Source organism: Amycolatopsis sp. DSM 110486, assembly GCF_019468465.1.
GTDB lineage: Bacteria > Actinomycetota > Actinomycetes > Mycobacteriales > Pseudonocardiaceae > Amycolatopsis.
The window spans coordinates 2025805-2044285 of sequence record NZ_CP080519.1 but is presented as its reverse complement, the minus strand read 5'-3'; the positions used below and the strand labels follow the sequence as shown (position 1 = coordinate 2044285).

The 18481-nt window shown below is 69.9% G+C and carries 20 protein-coding genes; 13 read left to right on the top strand and 7 right to left on the bottom strand.

Annotation, left to right across the window (positions count from 1 at the left end; translation table 11 throughout):
* Nucleotides 1-83 precede the first annotated feature (83 nt).
* The 7 genes from K1T34_RS09875 to K1T34_RS09845 all read left to right on the top strand — a co-directional run bounded on the left by K1T34_RS09875 (nt 84) and on the right by K1T34_RS09845 (nt 7459).
* The gene (locus tag K1T34_RS09875) at nt 84-674 is read left to right on the top strand and encodes a TetR/AcrR family transcriptional regulator (RefSeq protein ID WP_220243980.1); all 591 of its coding nucleotides are present in this window, start codon (nt 84-86) and stop codon (nt 672-674) included.
* 54 nt (nt 675-728) lie between these two features.
* Nucleotides 729-1226, top strand: a complete 498-nt coding sequence (locus tag K1T34_RS09870; RefSeq protein ID WP_220243979.1) for a hypothetical protein — start codon at nt 729-731, stop codon at nt 1224-1226.
* A gap of 47 nt (nt 1227-1273) precedes the next feature.
* A complete protein-coding gene (locus tag K1T34_RS09865; RefSeq protein ID WP_220243978.1) occupies nt 1274-1627 on the top strand; it encodes a VOC family protein in 354 nt (117 codons plus the stop codon).
* A 32-nt stretch (nt 1628-1659) separates the two neighbouring features.
* A complete protein-coding gene (locus tag K1T34_RS09860; RefSeq protein ID WP_220243977.1) occupies nt 1660-2556 on the top strand; it encodes an oxidoreductase in 897 nt (298 codons plus the stop codon).
* Between the two features lie 129 nt (nt 2557-2685).
* Nucleotides 2686-4299 carry a carboxyl transferase domain-containing protein gene (locus K1T34_RS09855; RefSeq protein WP_220243976.1) on the top strand — a complete coding sequence of 538 codons (1614 nt, stop codon included), beginning with the start codon at nt 2686-2688 and terminating at the stop codon, nt 4297-4299.
* 20 nt (nt 4300-4319) lie between these two features.
* Nucleotides 4320-6305 carry an acetyl-CoA carboxylase biotin carboxylase subunit gene (locus K1T34_RS09850; protein WP_220247089.1) on the top strand — a complete coding sequence of 662 codons (1986 nt, stop codon included), beginning with the start codon at nt 4320-4322 and terminating at the stop codon, nt 6303-6305.
* A complete protein-coding gene (locus tag K1T34_RS09845) occupies nt 6302-7459 on the top strand; it encodes an acyl-CoA dehydrogenase family protein (RefSeq protein ID WP_220243975.1) in 1158 nt (385 codons plus the stop codon). Before K1T34_RS09850 ends, K1T34_RS09845 begins: the two co-directional genes overlap by 4 nt.
* A 4-nt stretch (nt 7460-7463) precedes the next feature.
* Here K1T34_RS09845 and K1T34_RS09840 read toward each other — a convergent pair whose 3' ends face one another.
* Nucleotides 7464-8192, bottom strand: a complete 729-nt coding sequence (locus K1T34_RS09840; RefSeq protein ID WP_220243974.1) for a class I SAM-dependent methyltransferase — start codon at nt 8190-8192, stop codon at nt 7464-7466.
* 128 nt (nt 8193-8320) lie between these two features.
* Here K1T34_RS09840 and K1T34_RS09835 point away from each other — a divergent pair, with 128 nt between their 5' ends.
* Nucleotides 8321-9202, top strand: a complete 882-nt coding sequence (locus tag K1T34_RS09835) for an alpha/beta fold hydrolase (RefSeq protein WP_220243973.1) — start codon at nt 8321-8323, stop codon at nt 9200-9202.
* Here the strand turns inward: K1T34_RS09835 and K1T34_RS53185 are convergent.
* Nucleotides 9189-9449 carry an alpha/beta fold hydrolase gene (locus tag K1T34_RS53185; RefSeq protein WP_255638888.1) on the bottom strand — a complete coding sequence of 87 codons (261 nt, stop codon included), beginning with the start codon at nt 9447-9449 and terminating at the stop codon, nt 9189-9191. The genes K1T34_RS09835 and K1T34_RS53185 overlap by 14 nt on opposite strands.
* A 41-nt stretch (nt 9450-9490) precedes the next feature.
* On the opposite strand from K1T34_RS53185, the gene K1T34_RS09830 reads away from it, so the two are divergent.
* Nucleotides 9491-10279 (top strand): FAD-dependent monooxygenase, encoded by a 789-nt coding sequence (locus tag K1T34_RS09830; RefSeq protein ID WP_255638746.1) that lies wholly within the window; start codon nt 9491-9493, stop codon nt 10277-10279.
* On the opposite strand, the gene K1T34_RS09825 is transcribed toward K1T34_RS09830, so the two are convergent.
* Nucleotides 10276-10755, bottom strand: a complete 480-nt coding sequence (locus tag K1T34_RS09825) for a RidA family protein (protein WP_255638427.1) — start codon at nt 10753-10755, stop codon at nt 10276-10278. The two genes, K1T34_RS09830 and K1T34_RS09825, sit on opposite strands and share 4 nt — an antisense overlap.
* Before the next feature lie 47 nt (nt 10756-10802).
* Between K1T34_RS09825 and map the strand changes: the two genes are divergently transcribed.
* The 4 genes from map to K1T34_RS09805 all read left to right on the top strand — a co-directional run bounded on the left by map (nt 10803) and on the right by K1T34_RS09805 (nt 14227).
* A complete protein-coding gene (map, locus tag K1T34_RS09820) occupies nt 10803-11570 on the top strand; it encodes a type I methionyl aminopeptidase (protein ID WP_220243971.1) in 768 nt (255 codons plus the stop codon).
* Between the two features lie 16 nt (nt 11571-11586).
* Nucleotides 11587-12096 carry a GNAT family N-acetyltransferase gene (locus K1T34_RS09815; RefSeq protein WP_220243970.1) on the top strand — a complete coding sequence of 170 codons (510 nt, stop codon included), beginning with the start codon at nt 11587-11589 and terminating at the stop codon, nt 12094-12096.
* A gap of 87 nt (nt 12097-12183) precedes the next feature.
* On the top strand, nt 12184-13047 hold the full coding sequence (locus K1T34_RS09810; protein ID WP_220243969.1) for an SDR family oxidoreductase: 864 nt from the start codon (nt 12184-12186) through the stop codon (nt 13045-13047).
* A gap of 127 nt (nt 13048-13174) precedes the next feature.
* Complete coding sequence (locus tag K1T34_RS09805) at nt 13175-14227, top strand: alpha/beta fold hydrolase (RefSeq protein ID WP_220243968.1); 1053 nt, start codon at nt 13175-13177, stop codon at nt 14225-14227.
* 48 nt (nt 14228-14275) lie between these two features.
* Here K1T34_RS09805 and K1T34_RS09800 read toward each other — a convergent pair whose 3' ends face one another.
* The 4 genes from K1T34_RS09800 to K1T34_RS09785 all read right to left on the bottom strand — a co-directional run bounded on the left by K1T34_RS09800 (nt 14276) and on the right by K1T34_RS09785 (nt 18385).
* Nucleotides 14276-14686 carry a hypothetical protein gene (locus K1T34_RS09800; RefSeq protein WP_220243967.1) on the bottom strand — a complete coding sequence of 137 codons (411 nt, stop codon included), beginning with the start codon at nt 14684-14686 and terminating at the stop codon, nt 14276-14278.
* Nucleotides 14687-14786: 100 nt separating this feature from the next.
* Entirely contained in the window at nt 14787-15782 is a 996-nt protein-coding gene (locus K1T34_RS09795) for an ABC transporter substrate-binding protein (RefSeq protein WP_220243966.1), read from the bottom strand.
* A 90-nt stretch (nt 15783-15872) separates the two neighbouring features.
* Nucleotides 15873-17075 (bottom strand): acyl-CoA dehydrogenase family protein, encoded by a 1203-nt coding sequence (locus tag K1T34_RS09790; RefSeq protein ID WP_220243965.1) that lies wholly within the window; start codon nt 17073-17075, stop codon nt 15873-15875.
* An 11-nt stretch (nt 17076-17086) separates the two neighbouring features.
* Nucleotides 17087-18385 (bottom strand): acyl-CoA dehydrogenase family protein, encoded by a 1299-nt coding sequence (locus tag K1T34_RS09785; protein WP_220247087.1) that lies wholly within the window; start codon nt 18383-18385, stop codon nt 17087-17089.
* Nucleotides 18386-18481: the final 96 nt, after the last annotated feature.

Genomic DNA, 18481 nt, shown 5'->3' with positions numbered 1-18481 from the left:
AATCCCAGGTGACCCCACTTGGCTCACGCACTAAGTAGGGCCGGAAGTTAGCGGTCGCTAACCCGCCGCCCTACTATGAGCGGATGCCGGCGAACCTCACCCCACTCGTGAACGGCGAGAAGGCGAACAGGCGTGAACAGATCATGGCCGCGGCCGCCGAGCTGTTCGCCCACCACGGCTTCCACGGTGTCGGGATCGACGACATCGGCGCGGCCGTCGGCATCTCGGGCCCGGCGCTCTACCGCCACTTCCGCAGCAAGGACGCCATCCTCGGCGAGATGCTGAACTCGATCAGCCACTACCTGCTCGAAGGCGGCACCGACCGCGCCGAGACGGGCGGCACGCCGCTCGAGCTCCTCGAAGCGCTGGTGCGCTTCCACGTCGGCTTCGCGCTCGATCACCCGGCGCTGATCACCGTGCAGGAACGTAACCTCGCGAATCTCACCGACAGTGACCGCAAGCAGGTGCGCGCGCTTCAGCGGCAGTACGTCGAGGTGTGGGTGCGCGCGATCCGCGACGCGATCCCTGGCCTCGAAGAGCGCGAAGCCCGCTCGGCGGCACACGCCGTGTTCGGCTTGATCAACTCGACGCCGTACAACCGCCATCTCGGTGACGCAGAGCTGTCCGAGCTGCTGTGCCGGCTCGCTCTGGGCGCACTTTCCGCAGCGGGCTGATCACCCGGATTCGGGGTATCCCCACGGAAGCCGGTGCTGGTGTTTGATAGGCACGTGACCCCGGACCGGAGCGAGGACGAGCAGCGGCTCGTGGAGAAGGCGCAGCGCGCGCTCGTCGCCATCAGCCTCGGCGAGGACGCCGAGGCGCTCGAAGAGGTCACCCCGTCGTCCGACGAGCCGCAGGCGCGCTCGGAGGAGACGAAGGAGCTCATGCTGCTGCTGTTCGGCGAGTGCAGCGCCATGGTGTCCACGCTCGGTGACGGCGGCACGGCCCCTGTGAAGGTCCAGGTCTTCGACGAGGACGGCGAAGAGGTCTCCATCGACCAGGCCGACCCACCCGTGCGCACCGCCGTGCGCACGCTGCTCGCCGAGGTGCACGGCAACACCGCCGCCGCGCGCGAGCAGGTGGAGATCGCGTTGGCCAACGCCGCGCCCAACGAGGTCGACAGCCTCGTGCTCCAAGCGCTGCGCTGGACGATCCGGCTGTCGGTCGAGTGCCTCGACCGCGATCTCCCCGTCGCCGACTGGATCTCCGACGCCGTCACCGACTGAGTCGCGGGTCCCGGACAAACGCCCGCCGCGCTGGCAGGATCACGGCCATGGAACGCGTGCTCGGCATCGGCGGCTACTTCATCCGCGCTGCGGACCCGGCGGCCCTGGGCGCCTGGTACCGCGACTGCCTGGGCCTCGACGCCGACGAGAACGGGGTGTGGCAGCAACAACCCGGCCCCACCGTCTTCGCGCCGTTCGAGGCCGGCACCGACTACTTCGGCTCGAAGTCGCAGCAGGCCATGCTCAACTTCCGCGTCCGCGATCTCGACGCCATGCTCGCCCAGCTGCGCGACAAGGGCACCGAAGTGGCCGAGGAGACGCAGCAGATGGACGGCGTCGGCCGCTTCGGCTGGGTCACCGACCCTGAGGGCAACCGCATCGAGCTGTGGCAGTCGGCCTGACGCCGGCCACGGTCAGCGGGAGACAGCCAAGGATGACGACGTCCGGAACCTCGACCGTCGCTGTGGTCGGCCCGGGAGCGATCGGGACGACCATCGCGGCCGCACTCCACCAGGTCGGACGCACGCCCCGGCTGTGCGGCCGCACCGCTCGAGACCGGCTCGAGCTGCACGCACCGGCCGGTCACCTCGTGGTGCCCGGCCCGGTCCAGGTCGACGTCACCCAGGACGTGACCCCGGTCGACCTCGTTTTCCTGGCAGTCAAGGCGACGCAGGTCGAGGCGGCAGCGCCCTGGCTGGCCGCGCTGTGCCGAGCGGACACGATCGTCTGCGTTCTCCAGAACGGGGTCGAGCAGGAAACTGTCGTCGCGGAACACACCCGCCTCGGCCGGGTGCTGCCCAGTGTCGTGTGGTTCCCGGCGCAGACCCGGGCCGACGGGTCGGTGTGGCTGCGCGCCCAGGCCCGCTTGACGGTGCCGGACACCGAGCCGGGCCGTGCGGTGTCCGAGGCGCTGGCCGGGAGCTTGTGCACCGTCGAGGCAGCGGCCGATTTCCGCTCGTTGGCCTGGCGCAAGCTCATGCAGAACGCGCTCGCGGGGCTCATGGCCCTCACCGGCCGGCGGGCCGGCATGTTCACACGGGCCGATATCGCCGAGCTCGGGCTCGCCTACCTGCGGGAGTGTCTCGCCGTGGCCCGGGCCGAGGGTGCCGACCTCGATGACGAGGTGCCCCGGGAAATCATCGATACGTTCCGGGCCTATCCGGCGGACATGGGCACGTCGATTCTGGCTGATCGGGAAGCCGGCCGGCCGCTGGAATGGGACGTCCGCAACGGGGTCGTGCTGCGCCGCGGGCGCCACCACGGCATCCCGACACCCGTCAGCGACGTCGTGGTTCCACTGCTCGCAGCCACCGGCGACGGGCCGGGATGACGCGGGTGTGAGCCCCCGGACCCTGGCTGGACACTCCGGTTAGCGGTCGCTAACATCCGAAGGTGAGTTAACGACCGCTAACGTCTGGATCACGGACGTCTTGGATCACCAACGTCTCGACGGGGAGTCATGGACACGCCGGTACTGAGCAGTTCCGCGGATCCGCGCAGCGACGCGTTCGCCCGCAGCGTCACCTCGCACGGCGAGCTCGTCGAGGACCTGCGCAAGCGCCTGGACGCCGCCCGCCTCGGCGGGCCCGAGAAGTCCCGTATCCGGCACGTCGAACGGGGCAAGCTGCTGCCGCGCGACCGCGTCGACACGTTGCTGGACCCGGGTTCGCCGTTCCTGGAGCTCTCGCCGCTCGCGGCCAACGGCCTCTACGACGACGAGGCGCCGAGCGCCGGGATCATCACCGGCGTCGGGCGCGTCTCCGGGCGTGAGTGCGTGATCGTGGCCAACGACGCCACCGTCAAAGGTGGCACGTACTACCCGCTCACGGTCAAGAAGCACCTGCGCGCCCAGGAAGTGGCGCTGCACAACAACCTCCCGTGCATCTACCTCGTCGACTCCGGCGGCGCGTTCCTGCCGCGCCAGGACGACGTGTTCCCCGACCGCGAGCACTTCGGGCGCATCTTCTACAACCAGGCCACCATGTCCGCGCGCGGCATCCCGCAGATCGCGGCCGTGCTCGGCTCGTGCACGGCGGGCGGCGCGTACGTGCCGGCCATGAGCGACGAAGCGGTGATCGTCCGCAACCAGGGCACGATCTTCCTCGGCGGCCCGCCGCTGGTGAAGGCGGCGACCGGTGAGGTCGTCACGGCCGAAGAGCTGGGCGGCGGCGACGTGCACTCCCGCCAGTCCGGCGTCACCGACCACCTCGCCGACGACGACGCCCACGCGCTGCGCATCGTCCGCGACATCGTCTCCACGCTCGGCCCGCGCACGCCGCGGCCGTGGGACGTGCGGCCCGTCGAGGAGCCGGCGGCAGACCCGCGCGAGCTCTACGGTGTGGTGCCCACCGATTCGCGCACCCCGTACGACGTGCGCGAGGTGATCGCGCGCGTGGTCGACGGCAGCCGGTTCTCCGAGTTCAAGAAGGAATACGGCGCCACGCTCGTCACCGGCTTCGCGCACATCCACGGCCACCCGGTGGGCATCATCGCCAACAACGGCGTGCTGTTCGCCGAGTCGGCCATGAAGGGCGCGCACTTCATCGAACTGTGCGACCGCCGCTCGATTCCCTTGGTGTTCCTGCAGAACATCACCGGCTTCATGGTCGGCAAGGCGTATGAGGCCGGCGGCATCGCGAAGCACGGCGCGAAAATGGTCACGGCCGTCGCGTGTGCGCGGGTACCGAAGTTCACCGTGATCATCGGCGGCTCGTTCGGCGCCGGCAACTACTCGATGTGCGGCCGGGCGTACTCGCCACGGTTCCTGTGGATGTGGCCCAACGCGCGGATCTCCGTGATGGGCGGCGAGCAGGCGGCTTCGGTGCTTTCGACGGTCCGCCGCGACGCCATCGAGGCCCGCGGCGGCGAGTGGTCGGCCGAGGACGAGGACGCGTTCAAGGCGCCGATCCGCGGCCAGTACGAGCACCAGGGCAGCCCGTACTACTCCACCGCGCGGCTGTGGGACGACGGCGTGATCGACCCGGCGGACACCCGCACGGTGCTCGGGCTCGCGCTGTCGGCCGCGGCCAACGCGCCCCTGCCCGAGGTCAACTACGGCGTTTTCCGGATGTGATGAGCGTGTCTGACGGTTCTTTGTTCACCACGGTCCTGGTCGCCAACCGAGGCGAGATCGCGGTCCGCGTGATCCGCTCGCTGCGGGAGCTGGGCATCCGCTCGGTCGCGGTCTACAGCGACGCGGACGCCGACGCCAAGCACGTGCGCGAGGCCGACACCGCGGTGCGCCTCGGCCCGGCCGAGGCGGCGAAAAGCTATTTGTCGATACCGGCCATCGTCGCTGCGGCCCAGGTGACGGGCGCGCAGGCCGTGCACCCGGGTTACGGCTTCCTCGCCGAGAACGCCGCGTTCGCGCGTGCCTGTGAAGAGGCCGGTCTGGTGTTCATCGGCCCGCCCGTCGCCGCGATCGAGCAGATGGGCGACAAGATCCGCGCCAAGGCCACGGTGTCCGCGGCCGGCGTGCCCGTCGTCCCCGGAGTGTCCGATATGGACATTCCCGAGGGCGGGTTCGCCGAGGCGGTGGCAGGGGTGGGTTACCCGGTGCTGCTGAAGCCGTCCGCGGGCGGTGGCGGCAAGGGCATGCGGCTCGTGCACGAGGGGTCGGAGCTCGCCGCCGCGATCGAGTCCGCGCGCCGCGAGGCCCGGGGTTCGTTCGGCGACGACACACTGCTGGTGGAGCGGTTCGTCACCACGCCGCGCCACATCGAGATCCAGGTGCTGGCCGACAAGCACGGCAACGTCCTGCACCTCGGCGAACGCGAGTGCAGCCTGCAGCGGCGGCACCAGAAGATCATCGAAGAGGCCCCGTCGGTGCTGCTCGACGAGGCCACGCGCCAGAAGATGGGCGCCGCCGCGGCCGAGGCCGCGCGGTCCGTGGGCTACGTCGGCGCGGGCACCGTCGAGTTCATCATGTCGGCGCACGACGCGGACGAGTTCTTCTTCATGGAGATGAACACGCGGCTGCAGGTGGAGCACCCCGTCACGGAGATGGTGACCGGGCTCGACCTCGTGGCGTGGCAGGTCCGCGTGGCCGCAGGTGAGCCGCTGACGGTGAAGCAGGAGGACGTGCGTCTCGAAGGCCACGCCGTCGAAGCCCGCGTGTACGCGGAGGATCCCGCGCGCGGCTTCATCCCGACCGGCGGCACGGTGCTCGGCGTCCACGAGCCGTCGGGCGACGGCGTGCGCGTGGACTCGTGGATGACCGAGGGCGCGGTGGTCGGGTCGAACTACGACCCGATGCTGGCCAAGGTGATCGCTTACGGCCCCAACCGCACGGCGGCGTTGCGCAAGCTCGACCGCGCGTTGGCGGACACGGCGTTGCTGGGGCTGGGCACGAACATCGCGTTCCTGCGCGCCCTGCTCGCCGACGAGGACGTGCGCGCGGGCCGGCTCGACACGGAGCTGGTGGACCGGCGGCTGTCGTCGCTGGTGTCGTCGGAGGTGCCCGAAGGGTTCTTCGTGGCAGCGGCGCTCGACCGGTTGCTTTCGTTGCAACCCCAGGGTTCCGTGGTGGACCCGTGGGACGTGCCCACCGGGTGGCGCATCGGCGGCGGAGGCGGGGTCACGTTCCGCCTGCGCGTCGGCGAGGTCCAGGCCGTGGTGCGGGTGACGGGGCCCGTTTTCAAGGCCACCGTGCAGGTCGACGACAACGAACCGGTCGAGGCCACCGCGGCCCGCGTCGGCGACGTGCTGGAAGTTCGACGCGACAGCGGGATCGAGCGCTACCGCCGCGCCGAAGGTCCACAACGGACGGTCTGGCTCGCGCGCGACGGCTTCGGTTTCGCGTTCGCGGACCAGGAAGTGCGGCTGGCGGCGCGTGGTGAAGCCGCGGGCGCCGGGCCGGTGAAGAGCCCGATGCCGGGCACGGTCCTGGTGGTCAAGGTCGCCCAGGGCGACGTGGTCGCGGCCGGCACACCGTTGCTGGTCGTGGAAGCGATGAAGATGGAACACACCGTGACCGCGCCGATCGACGGCGTGGTGAGCGAGCTTTCGGCGCGCGCGGGCCAGCAGGTGGCGTTGGACGAAACCCTGGCCGTGGTGAGCCCGAGCGAGGAGCAACGATGATCGACTTCCGGCTGGACGAAGAGTACGAGGCGCTGCGCAAGACGGTCGAGGACTTCGCGCACAACGAGGTCGCGCCGGTGATCGGGCCGATGTACGAGAAGGAACAGTTCCCGTACGAGCTCGTCGCCAAGATGGGGGAGATGGGCCTGTTCGGCCTGCCGTTCGCCGAGGAGTTCGGCGGCATGGGCGGCGACTACTTCGCGCTGTGCCTGGCGTTGGAGGAGCTGGCGCGGGTCGACTCGTCGGTCGCGATCACGCTGGAGGCCGGCGTTTCCCTCGGCGCGATGCCGATCTACCGCTTTGGCACGCAGGAGCAGAAGGAAACCTGGCTGCCCGCCCTGTGCTCCGGCGAGGCCCTCGGCGGCTTCGGCCTCACAGAACCGGGCGGCGGTTCGGACGCCGGCGCCACGCGCACCCGGGCCAAGCTCGACGGCGACCAGTGGGTGATCAACGGCAGCAAGGCGTTCATCACCAACTCCGGCACCGACATCACGCGGCTGGTCACCGTCACGGCGGTCACCGACGTGATGGAGAACGGCCGCAAGGAGATCTCCGCGATCCTCGTGCCCTCGGGCACGCCGGGCTTCGCCGTGGCGCCCAAGTACTCCAAGGTCGGCTGGAACTGCTCGGACACGCACGAGCTGTCCTTTGCGGACGTTCGCGTGCCGGCGGAGAACCTCGTCGGCATCCGCGGCCGCGGCTACGCGCAGTTCCTGTCCATTCTGGACGAAGGCCGGGTCGCGATCGCCGCCTTGAGTGTGGGTCTGGCCCAGGGCTGCGTCGACGAGTGCCTCAAGTACGCGAAGGATCGCGTCGCCTTCGGCCACCGGATCGGCGAGTACCAGGCGATCCAGTTCAAGATCGCCGACATGGAGGTGCGCACCCACACCGCGCGCCTCGCGTATTACCAGGCGGCGTCGAAGATGCTGCGCGGCGAACCCTTCAAGAAGGAAGCGTCCATCGCGAAGCTCGTCGCCTCCGACGCCGCCATGGACAACGCCCGCGACGCCACCCAGATCTACGGCGGCTACGGCTTCATGAACGAATACCCGGTCAGCCGCTTCTACCGTGACGCGAAGATCCTGGAGATCGGCGAGGGGACGAGCGAGGTGCAGCGGATGCTCATCGCTCGCCACCTCGGCGTCGCGGGCTAGTACGTCAGCTCGCGGTCAGCACGAAGAACAGGAAGCTCGGGCTGATCGTGAGCAGGCGGTAGTCCTCGGGCCACAGCTCGCGAGCCTCTGGCGCGGGCATGGGTTCGCTGATCACGGAGATCTCGAAGCCCGCCGCGGTGAAGGCGGCGGTCATTGCGTGCAGCGGCCGCATCCAGAACGACATCGGGATGGTCTGGCTGCCGAACGTCCACTCTTCGGTCCAGTTGTACGTCTCGAAGTAGTTGGTCTTGATGCCTTCCATGCGCTGCAGGGCGTGGATCGCGAAGGGGTGGTCGACCGAGATCAGCAGGCGGCCGCCCGGCTTGAGGATGCGCCGCAGCTCGGTGAGCGAAGGGCCCCAGTCCTCCAGGTAATGCAGCACGAGGGACGCGATTATGTCGTCGAACGCGTTGTCGGTGTAGGGCAACGGTTCGGCCAGATCGGCGACGCGCAGGTCGGCTTCGGGCCCGAGCCGGCGGCGGGCCAGCTCCAGCATGCCGGCGCTGAGGTCGAACCCGGACATGATCGCGCCGCGATCGCGCAGCGCCTCGGACAGCGGGCCGGCGCCGCAGCCGGCGTCGAGAATCCGTCTTCCGGTGACGTCGCCGGCGAGCTCCAGCATCGCGGGCTGCTCGTAGTAGGCGTTCTGGATGCCGCTCTCGTTCTGAGCCGCGTACGCCTCGGCGAAGCTGTTGTAGTCGTTGGCCGGCAGTGTCTGATTGTCCGGAGTCATGCGATCGATCATGGCAGAAAACGCCGGACTGCCGGTCGATCCCCTTTCACCATAACCCGGGTGGCAAGCCGGAAACATCGGCCCGCGGGGCGATGTTTCGGCACCGCCGAATGATTACTGTGGTCGGCATGCCTGAGGAACAAGCACTGAACGTCGGCCCGTCCGGAATCGAGCTGGCGTACGAACGCTTCGGTGACCCCGGAATGCCGCCGGTCGTGCTGATCATGGGCGGTGGCGCGCAGATGATCAACTGGCCTGAGGAGTTCTGCCGGGAACTGGTGGACCGCGGCCTGCACGTGATCCGCTTCGACAACCGCGACTCCGGCCGGTCCACGCATTTCGACGACGCGCCCGTGCCGGATTTCCCGGCCGTTCTCGCGGGGGATTTCGCGACGGCGTCCTACACGCTGTCGGACCTCGCGGGTGACACGGTAGGGCTGCTTGATCTGCTCGGGCTGGAGAGCGCACACCTCGTCGGAGCGTCGCTCGGCGGGATGATCGCGCAGATGGTCGCCATCGAGCACCCCGATCGGGTGCGGACGCTGACGTCCATCATGTCCACGACCGGCGCCCCGGGTGTGGGTGCGCCCGACCCGTCGATCTTGGCCGAGATGGGACAGCCGCCGAGCGAGCGGGAGGCGTTCGTGGCGTGGCAGGTGCGAGCGTCGCGGATCACCGGGTCGCCGGGGTTCGAGTTCGACGAAGCTGCCGTCGCCGAGCGAGCGGGGCGGACGTTCGACCGGGGCTACCCCGCACTGGGCATGCCGCGGCAAGCCGTCGCCGTGGTGGCGTCGGGCGACCGCACGGACCGGCTGCGAGGGCTGGACGTGCCCACCCTGGTCATCCACGGCGACGCCGACCGCATGTGCGACCTCAGCGGCGGCCGCGCAACGGCGGACGCGATTCCCGGGGCGGAGCTCGTGGTGGTGCCCGGCATGGGGCACAGCCTGCCGCGCGAGTTGTGGGCGGACTTCGCGACGCGGATCGCGGCGCTGGTCAAGACACGATGACCGCGGCCAGCGCGGCGGGTGCGGTGCGCTGGGCGAAGTGCTGCTGGTCGTCGAGCACGCGCACCTCCGCACCCAGCCGGGCGGCGTAGCGGCGCACCCCGTCAACCATGCGGGTCGGGCTGGCGCCACCCAGCACGAACCGCGCCGGCACGGAGACCTCGGGTAACCCCGCCTCGACGATCGCCGCGTCGTACGCAGTGGTGTGCGCGAGCGCGAGATCTTCTTGCCACTGCGGGGTTTCCCGCATCGACGCGACCACGTCGGCATCCGGAGCCGGGGCGCTGGCGCCTGACCGACACCGCATGGACCGCCAGCGGCGACGAGACTCCGGCCGCCGCCGCCGAACGCTTCCGCGGCCGCCTCGCCGCGGCGACGGGCGCCCGGCCGCGAGTGCGGATCCGCGACTGGATCAAACCGTTCACCATCCGGCAACGCGCGGTCCCCACCATGCAGTCCGGCCGCTGCTTCGTCGCGGGCGACGCTGCCCACGTCCACAGTCCGGCCGGCGGTCAGGGCATGAACACCGGGCTGCAGGACGCGTTCAACCTGGGCTGGAAACTGGCGGCCGCCTGCGCGGGCGACGCCGGCGAGGCCCTGCTGGACACGTACTCGCTCGAACGCGTCCCGGTCGGCTCCGCACTGCTCGACGCCACCGCGATGATCACCGACTATGTGATGCACGGCGACCTCTCCGATCAGTCCGGAGTGGACAGTGCGGGCCGCGAGATCATCGGCCGTACTCAGGCGCTCGCGTCGCGCTATACCGACAGCCCGCTCACCTCGCCCGGTCCCGGAACTCCGGCGCCCGGCGAGCGCGTCACCCGCGTCGGCCCTTCGGCTGCGAAGACGCCCGGCTGGCGCGATTTTCTCGACCGGCTGCGTGATCCGCGCTGGCTGCTCGTGCACCGCGCCACGGCGAGTCCCGCGGCGCCCGGGCTGACCGGATGCCCCGTGGCCGATCCGGTGGCCGAGGACCTGCAACTCGGCGACGGCTGGCTGCTCGTGCGTCCTGACGGCTACATCGCCGCCCGCGGTACGAACGGGACCCCGGTGCGATTCGGGTACGCCGGCGGTTAGTCGATCGCCACTTCCGCCTCGATCTCCACCGGAATGCCGAACGGCAGCTCGGCGAGGCCGACCGCCGAGCGCGCGTGGTCACCCGCGTCCGCGCCCCACAGCTGCACGATGAGGTCGGAAAAACCGTTGACCACGGCTGGAGTGCGGGCGAACCCGGGCGCGGTGTTGACCATGCCGAACACGCGCAGCCACGCCGTGACACGGTCGAGGTCGCCGAGCGCGCGCTTCAGTGAGGTGAGCACCGCGAGCGCGGTCAGGCGGGCGGCCGCATACGCCTGTTCCTCGGTGACCTCGGCGCCGACGTTGCCGAACGGGCCGGCGAGGGACCCGTCGGGTAGCAACGGGCCGTGGCCTGAAACGAAAGCGCGGTCCCGGAAGACGCGGACCCACGGAAACGAGAGCGTGACGCCGGGCGGCGGGTTCATCGGCTCCGGCAGCTGCAGGCCGAGCTCGGCCAGGCGGTTTTCGATGTGCACGACGGGAGCGTACGGGCTGGGATAGTAATACCGGTATAGTTATCCGCATGGTGGAGCTGAAGACCGCGACCGAGCTCGCGGTGATGCGGGAGGCGGGCCGCGTGGTGGCCCAGACGCTGGTTGCGGTGCGGGAGGCCGCGGACATCGGCGTTTCGCTGGCCGAGCTGGACGCCGTCGCCGCTCAGGTGATGGCCGACGCCGGCGCGAAGCCGTCGTTCCTCGGCTACCACCCGAACTGGGCGCCGACGCCGTACCCGGGCGTGATCTGCGCCAGCGTCAACGACGCCGTCGTCCACGGCATCCCCGGCCGGTACCGGCTACGCGACGGCGACCTGCTGAGCATCGACTGCGGCGCGTCCATCGACGGCTGGCACGGCGACGCCGCGGTGAGCTTCGTCGTCGGCGCAGCGGACTCGGCCGACCTCGCCTTGATCGCCGCGACGGAAAAGGCGCTCGCGGCAGGCATCGCGGCCGCGCGGCCCGGCGCGAAGAAGGGCGACATTTCGGCCGCCATCGCCTCGATCGGCCGCGCGTCGGGTTACGGCGTCACCGAAGACCACGGCGGCCACGGCATCGGCCGTGCGATGCACGAGGACCCGCCGGTGCCCAACGACGGCCGCCCCGGTCGCGGCCCGCGCCTGCGGCCCGGCCTGGTCCTCGCCCTCGAGCCCATGTTCACCCGCGGCGGCCTCGACGACTACCGGCACGCCGACGACGGCTGGACCGTCCACACCACCGACGGCACCCGCGCGTCGCACTCGGAGCACACCGTCGCGATCACCGAGGCCGGGCCGCTGGTCCTGACACTGCCCTAGGGGTACAACGTCGAGGATGGGGACTTTCACGATCCGCCCAGGCGAACCCGGCGACGCCGACACGTTGCTGCGCTTCTTCGACGAGGCGGTCGAGTGGCTGGTCGCGCGCGGCAGCGCCGGTCAGTGGGGTGATCAGCCGTGGAGCGGCATTCCGCACCGGGGCTCGCGCGTGGCCGACATGGCGACGGAGCCGGGTCTCGGCATCGCCGAGGTCGACGGTGAGCCCGCGGGGGCGTTGATCGTCCGCGAGGAATGCCCGAAGTACGTGCCGCCGGCCGGGGAGCGGGAGCTGTACATCGGGCTGCTCATCACGTCGCGCCGGTTCGCGGGTCACCGGGTGGGCGCGCGGCTGCTGGAGCACTCGCTGGAGGAAGCCCGGAAACGCGGCATCGGCCTCGTGCGCGTCGACTGCTGGGCCGGCGGCGACGGTGAGCTGCAGCGCTACTACGAGGGCCAGGGCTTCACGCCGACGGTCCGCTTCGACGTCGACGGCTGGATCGGTCAGGTCTTCGAGCGACGCCTCTGATCGGGGCAGTCGGCTGGCGCTCGGTGCCGCGCCGGGGCACGATATTGACACGACGCCAACAGTGCCCCGAAGCAAGAGGAGCCAGCCATGGCCAAGCAGCCGCGAACGCTGTCCGGAAAGGTCATCGTCATCACCGGTGGCGCGCAGGGCATCGGGGCCGCAACGGCCACCGCGCTCAAGCGGCTCGGCGCGCGGGTGGTGCTGGGCGACCTCGACCACGTCCGCGCGGAGAAGACGGCCGGTGAGCTGGGGCCGGAGGCCGTCGCGCTGGCGCTGGACGTGACCGACACGAAAGCGTTCACCGAGTTCCTCGACGAGGTCGAGCGCCAGGTCGGGCCCATCGACGTGCTGATCAACAACGCCGGCATCATGCCGCTGGCGCCGCTCGACGAGGAGGACGACGCGGCGACGCGGCGGATGCTGGAGATCAATCTGCACGCGGTCATCCACGGCACGCGCGAAGCCGTGAAGCGGATGAAGCCGCGGCGGACCGGGCACATCGTGAACATCGCTTCGATGGCCGGGAAGTCCGGGTTCCCGGGCGCGGCCACGTACTGCGCGACCAAGCACGCCGTGGTCGGGCTGTCGGAGGCGGTGCACCTCGAGCTGCGCGGTACGGGCGTGTCGGTGTCGTGCGTGATGCCGGCGGTGGTGCGCACGGAGCTGGCGTCCGGGCTCGGCGAGGCGAAGTTCATCAAGTCCGTGGGGCCCGAAGACGTCGCGGCGGCGATCGCGGATGCCCTGAAATACCCGAAGTTCGATGTTTTCGTGCCGAAATCCCTGGATTTCACTGGCCGGATCACGCGGCTGTTCCCGCGCGCGTTCGGCGAATGGTTCGTGCGCGCGCTCGGCGGTGATCAGCTGCTGGCGTCGGCCGCGCATTCTCCGGCGCGGGCGGAATACGAGTCCCGCGCTGCTCAGAGCGCTCCGGCGGCCGACGCGGGGAACTAGGGTTCCCGGTCACCGAAGACTGTCCGAAATGGACGTGCTTGCCGGGTGCTTGCAAGTGTGGCGGTGTTGATGCCACCCCCGGCCACGGGCAAGATTGCCTCCGAGAGGTCGAGCTCAGGAGGCACACATGGTTTCACCCACGGCACGGCTGGCCGCAGCGGCGTCGAACGTCGTGGGGAAGGTGCTGCACGGCGGCGTCGCCGACCTGCGCCCGATGCCCCGGGTGCTCATCGACCAGGGCCCGAACCGCTCGCTGTACCGGATGACCCACAGCGGCGCGCCGGTGTCGGGGCCGCCGATCCTGCTCGTGCCGCCGCTGGCCGCGCCCGCGCTGTGCTTCGACCTGCGCCGCGGCTGCAGCCTGATCGAGCACCTGGTGGAGGCCGGGCGCAACGTCTACCTCGTCGACTACGGCAACGTCGCGTTCTCCGACCGGCGCCTCGGCATCGAGCACTGGATCGACGAGGTGCTGCCGCGCGCGATCCGCAAGGTCAGTGAGGACGCGGGCGGCGAGGGCGTGCACCTGGTGTCGTGGTCGCTGGGCGGGATCTTCTCGCTGCTGGTGAACGCCGACCAGCCCGAGCTGCCGATCGAGTCCGTCACCGCCATCGCGTCGCCGGTCGACTTCGCGGCGATCCCGATCGTGGCGCCGTTCCGCCCGCTCGTCGACCTCACCGGCGGCCACCTGCTCACGCCGATCTACCGCGCGTTCGGCGGCGCACCGTCCTATTTGGTCACCCGCGTGTTCCGCGCGACGGGCATCAGCAAGGAGATCACGAAGCCCATCGCGATCCTCTCGCACCTCGACGACCGCGACTACCTCGCGCAGATCGAGGCCGTGGACCACTTCATGGACAACATGTACGCCTACCCGGGCCGCACGTTCGGGCAGCTCTACCACCGGCTCTTCCGCACCAACGACCTCGCCGAGGGCACCGTCGACCTCAACGGGCGCAAGATCAGCCTGTCGGACGTGAAGGCTCCGGTACTCGTCGTCGCGGGTGAGAACGACACGATCGCCCCGCAGGCTTCGGTGGAACGCGTGGTGCGGCTGCTGGAAAACGCGCCGGAAGTGCGCTTCCGCACCGCGCCCGGCGGCCACCTCGGCGTGCTGACCGGGCGAAAAGCGCGGGGCACCACGTGGACTTATCTGGACGAATTCCTCGACGATCGCATCTGACGGCAAAAAAGGGGCACCGGCTGGAACCGGTGCCCCTTTTTCGTCGGCTCAGACCGCCGGCGCCTGACCGTTGCGAGCGGTGATCCAATCACGCACTTCACGCTGCAGCAGACCACGCAGGGCGAGGGCTGCGAACACCAGCGGCAAAACGCCGGAAAAGCCGCTGCTGATCAGCGTGACGATGCCGTTGATGATGATCACGGCCTCGACCACGATGGCGGTCACGAACGCCCACTGCTTGCCTTGCGGGAGCACGATCGCGCAGGCGGCAAGAGCGATCGCCATCACGATGTTGATCACCACGATCACCAGCAGCACCCCGGCGAAACCCCCGGCGGAGGCGCCCGCGACGGCCCCGATCAGGATCGAGCCGAGCACGCTGAAGGCGACCTGGATCCACATGAAGATCCGCGCCTGTCCCAGGCCCTTGGGTGGGCCGTACTCCCCAGGATTCGTCATGCCGGGAAGGTTAAGGCAAACGGGTCGAAATCGATCGGCAGGAGATCAATCCGATATTCTGCTCGTAAGCCGCGAATTTTGGGTTGGGTTGGGGAAAAACTCACATAAGCGCGGTGAGTGCCTTTTCGAATGCGTCGAGGGCGCCGAGTGCGTCGCTGTAGCAGTTGGGCAGGAAGTAGACCGAGCCGTAGAGGTGGTTGGCCTTCGTGGCGGGCAGCGTGGTGAAAGCCGTCTGGTCGAACAGTTCCGGGCCGAGGTTGGCGGGCTTGTCGGCGGTGGTGGAGTAGTAGAAGATCGCGTCGGCGTCGCGCAGGTCTTCGATGAGCTCGTAGGAAACGGTCTGCTGCTGCACCGCCTTGGTCGACGCCGTGGCGAACTGCACGCCGGCGTCGGCGAGGATGCCGCCGATGGGGGATTTCGGGCCGTAGACCCAGAACTGGCCCTGGTCGAAGCCGCCCTGGATGATGCCCCAGTGGACGCGGGCGAGCACGTCGGCGTGGTCGCGCTTGATCGCGGCGGTGCGGTCGGTGTAGCGCTGCTGCAGGCCCTGCAGCGCGTTGCCGAGGCCGAGCGCTTCGGCGCTCGCGTCGCTCATGTCGCGCCACGGGACCTTCGAGTTGTTGAACGGCAGGATCACCGTCGGGGCGATCTGCTTGAGCTGCTCGTAGGGCGGCTTGGCGCCGTCGATGCCGAGGATGAGGTCGGGCTTGAGCGTCGCGACCTTCTCGAGGTCGATCGAACCACCGACGGTGCCCTTGGAAATTTTCGTGATCGGCCGCCACTTCTCCACGAACTGCGGCTCCACGTACTGCTCACCCGCGCTGTACACCCCGACCGGCGTCCGCCCGAGATCGAACGCGGCGCCCATCGTGAAGCTGCCGAGCGTCACCACCCGCTGCGCCTGCTCGGGAACGTCCACGGGACCGTTCACAGTGGACACCCGGCGCGTCTTGGTGGTGGCGGGCGCGGCCGGCTGCGCGGAGCAGGCGGGCAAAGTGAACAAAGCACCCACGCCGATCCCGCCGGCGAGGAAGCCTCGCCGGGTGAGCGCGTCTTCGATCGCGGTCGCGGCGGATCTCGGGCGCTCCAGGAGCATCGTCGTCCTGCCGCGGATGTTAGCTTAGGCTTCCCTTTGTTGGTAGACTATGTGACGCTGAAGCCGGAGCAGGGCTGAGCGGATGTGGGCCTACTTGAGCTGCGCCGAAGTCTTCCCCAACACTCGCCGAGCCACGATCAGCTGCTGGATCTGCTGCGTCCCCTCGAAGATGTCCAGGATTTTCGCGTCCCGAGCCCACTTCTCCAGCAGCGATTCCTCCGTGTATCCGTACACGCCGGCCAGCTCGACGCACTTCAGGGTCACGTCGACGACCGTCCGGCCGGCTTTGGCCTTCGCCATGGAGGCCTGCAGGGAGTTGGGCTTGCGGTTGTCCGCCATCCACGCCGATTCCAGCGTCAGGAGGTACGCGGACTCGAAGTCGGCCTCCAGTTCGAGCCAGGTGGCGGCGGCCGGGTGCTGTGGGGGGCGGTCGTAGTCGATCGTGACGCCTGCGGACGACAGGATCCGGCGGGTCTCCTCCAGTGCGGCGCGGGCGACGCCCACCGCCATGGCCGCGACCAGCGGCCGCGTGTTGTCGAACGTCTGCATGACGCCCGCGAAGCCCTTGGCGGTGTCGATGTCCGGCGTGCCCAACAGGTTCTCGCGGGGGACGCGGCAGTTTTCGAAGCGCAGCACGGCCGTGTCGGACGCGCGGATGCCCAGCTTGTGTTCCACGCGAACGACTTCGAAGCCCGGCGTGCCCCTCTCGACCACAAAGGACTTGATCGCCGCGCGGCCCTTCGTACGGTCCAAAGTGGCCCAAACCACCACGGCGTCCGCGCGCTGGCCCGATGTCACGAAGATCTTCTCGCCGTTGAGCACGTAGTCGTCGCCGTCGAGGACGGCGGTGGTGGTGATGGCGGCGGAGTCGGAGCCGCAGTCGGGCTCGGTGATGGCCATGGCGGCCCACAAGCCGGAAAAACGGGAGAGCTGCTCGTCCGTCGCGACGGAGCTGATGGCCGCGTTGCCCAGGCCCTGGCGTGGCATGGACAGCAGCAAACCGACGTCACCCCAGCACATCTCGATCGTGCCGAGAACGACGTTGAGGTTGGCGCCGTTGCGGTTCCCGTCGCCAGCCGAGTCACGAGAACGGCGCACGCCCGCCGCGCCGGCGCCGCCCTCGCCGGAGGAGTTGAGGCCGTCGAGCAGGGCCGCGAACATGTCGAGCTCGGCGGGGTAGGTGTGTTCGGCGCGGTCGTACTTGCGCGAGATCGGCCGGAACACTTGGGCCGCGGCCTGGTACGCCTGGTTGATCAGCGTGCCGGCCTTCTTCGGAACTTCGAGGTTGATCATCGAAAGCCTTTCTAGAGGAGGACGGCGCCTTCCATCACGCCGATCGCTCGCAAGTCCCGGTACCAGCGCTCCACGGGGTGCTCCTTCACGAAGCCGTGCCCGCCCAGCAACTGCACGCCCGCGTTGCCGATGCGCATGCCCTTGTCCACGGCCAGCTTGCGCGCCAGCGCGGCCTCCCGCGCGTAGTCCTTGCCCTGCTCCGCCCGCGCCGCCGCGCGCAGCGTGACCAGGCGCAGGCCCTCGAGCTCGATGGCGATGTCGGCGACGGAGAACGCCACCGCCTGCCGGTGGCTGATCGGCTCGCCGAACGCGGTGCGCTCGTTCACGTACGGCACCACGTAGTCGAGCACGGCCTTCGCCGTCCCCGCCGCGAGCGCCGCCCAGCCCAGCCGCGAGAGGCGCACGACCTCGGTGAACACGTCGGCCTTCCCGCCGCCCAGCAACGCGCCCGCCGGCAGCGCGACCTTCTCCAGGTGCAGCTTGCCGGTCGCGGCGCCACGCAGGCCCATCGCCGGCTCGGCCTCCACCGTGACGCCCGCCGACGACGATTCCACGAGGAACAGCGCCGGGCCGCGGCCTTCGAGATCGGCCGAGACGAGGAACAACTCTGCCTCCGCCGCGCGCGGGACCAGCGACTTCACGCCGTCGAGCTGGTAACCCTTCGGCGTGCGCTTGGCCTTCGTGGCGGGCTTGAACGGGTCGAACAGCGGCGTGCGCTCCAGCAGCGCCAGTGCCGCCGCGGGCACCTGGTCGCCGGCGAACGCGGGCACGTAGTCGGCCTGCTGCTGCTCGTCGCCCCAGGCCACGAGCGCCGTGCTCACCGCGGACGGCGCGAGCACGGCCACGGCCAGCCCCATGTCGCCGTGCGCGAGGGCCTCGGCGACGAGCGCGTTGGTGACGACGGACCGCTCGGTGCCCGCCCCGCCCAGCTCCTCGGGGATGCCGACGAGGCTGATGCCGAGCTCGGCCGCACGCGTGAGCAGGCCTTCGGGCGCCGCGAGCTTGGCGTCGGCGTCCGCGGCGGCGGGCCGCAGCTGCTCGGCGGCGAACTCGGTCACCGTCTCCACGATGAGCTGCTGGTCTTCGCTCGGCGTGAGGTCGAACAGCCCGGTGACTTCCTGCGCGGGGGCCAGCCGCGCGGGTTTGCCGAGCCGCCGCACCGACTTGAACGACCGCGTGGCCGCCCCCGCCGCGCGGAAACCGTTGCGGGTGCCCGCTTTGACCAGGTTCTGCACCGGCCCGCGCAGCCCGGCCCTGTCGATCACGCTGCTCCCGGCCAGCCGGGTGAGCGCGGCCAGGCCGAAGCCCATCGCGTCTCGTTTCCTCGCCGCAGCCATGTGGCCTCCCCCTCGGGTTACCTACTCGCGAGTAGGTTAGCACGGGCCGGCGGGCCTCGCGTGGCAGTG

Excerpts from the sequence above, each read along its gene's own strand:
- K1T34_RS09835 (WP_220243973.1), top strand. The coding sequence starts at position 8,321 with ATGCCTGAGGAACAAGCACTGAACGTCGGCCCGTCCGGAATCGAGCTG.
- K1T34_RS09810 (WP_220243969.1), top strand. The coding sequence starts at position 12,184 with ATGGCCAAGCAGCCGCGAACGCTGTCCGGAAAGGTCATCGTCATCACC.
- K1T34_RS09815 (WP_220243970.1), top strand. The coding sequence starts at position 11,587 with ATGGGGACTTTCACGATCCGCCCAGGCGAACCCGGCGACGCCGACACG.
- K1T34_RS09795 (WP_220243966.1), bottom strand. The coding sequence starts at position 15,782 with ATGCTCCTGGAGCGCCCGAGATCCGCCGCGACCGCGATCGAAGACGCG.
- K1T34_RS09800 (WP_220243967.1), bottom strand. The coding sequence starts at position 14,686 with ATGACGAATCCTGGGGAGTACGGCCCACCCAAGGGCCTGGGACAGGCG.
- K1T34_RS09865 (WP_220243978.1), top strand. The coding sequence starts at position 1,274 with ATGGAACGCGTGCTCGGCATCGGCGGCTACTTCATCCGCGCTGCGGAC.
- K1T34_RS53185 (WP_255638888.1), bottom strand. The coding sequence starts at position 9,449 with ATGCGGGAAACCCCGCAGTGGCAAGAAGATCTCGCGCTCGCGCACACC.
- K1T34_RS09845 (WP_220243975.1), top strand. The coding sequence starts at position 6,302 with ATGATCGACTTCCGGCTGGACGAAGAGTACGAGGCGCTGCGCAAGACG.
- map (WP_220243971.1), top strand. The coding sequence starts at position 10,803 with ATGGTGGAGCTGAAGACCGCGACCGAGCTCGCGGTGATGCGGGAGGCG.
- K1T34_RS09855 (WP_220243976.1), top strand. The coding sequence starts at position 2,686 with ATGGACACGCCGGTACTGAGCAGTTCCGCGGATCCGCGCAGCGACGCG.
- K1T34_RS09805 (WP_220243968.1), top strand. The coding sequence starts at position 13,175 with ATGGTTTCACCCACGGCACGGCTGGCCGCAGCGGCGTCGAACGTCGTG.
- K1T34_RS09790 (WP_220243965.1), bottom strand. The coding sequence starts at position 17,075 with ATGATCAACCTCGAAGTTCCGAAGAAGGCCGGCACGCTGATCAACCAG.
- K1T34_RS09875 (WP_220243980.1), top strand. The coding sequence starts at position 84 with ATGCCGGCGAACCTCACCCCACTCGTGAACGGCGAGAAGGCGAACAGG.
- K1T34_RS09840 (WP_220243974.1), bottom strand. The coding sequence starts at position 8,192 with ATGACTCCGGACAATCAGACACTGCCGGCCAACGACTACAACAGCTTC.
- K1T34_RS09785 (WP_220247087.1), bottom strand. The coding sequence starts at position 18,385 with ATGGGCTTCGGCCTGGCCGCGCTCACCCGGCTGGCCGGGAGCAGCGTG.
- K1T34_RS09860 (WP_220243977.1), top strand. The coding sequence starts at position 1,660 with ATGACGACGTCCGGAACCTCGACCGTCGCTGTGGTCGGCCCGGGAGCG.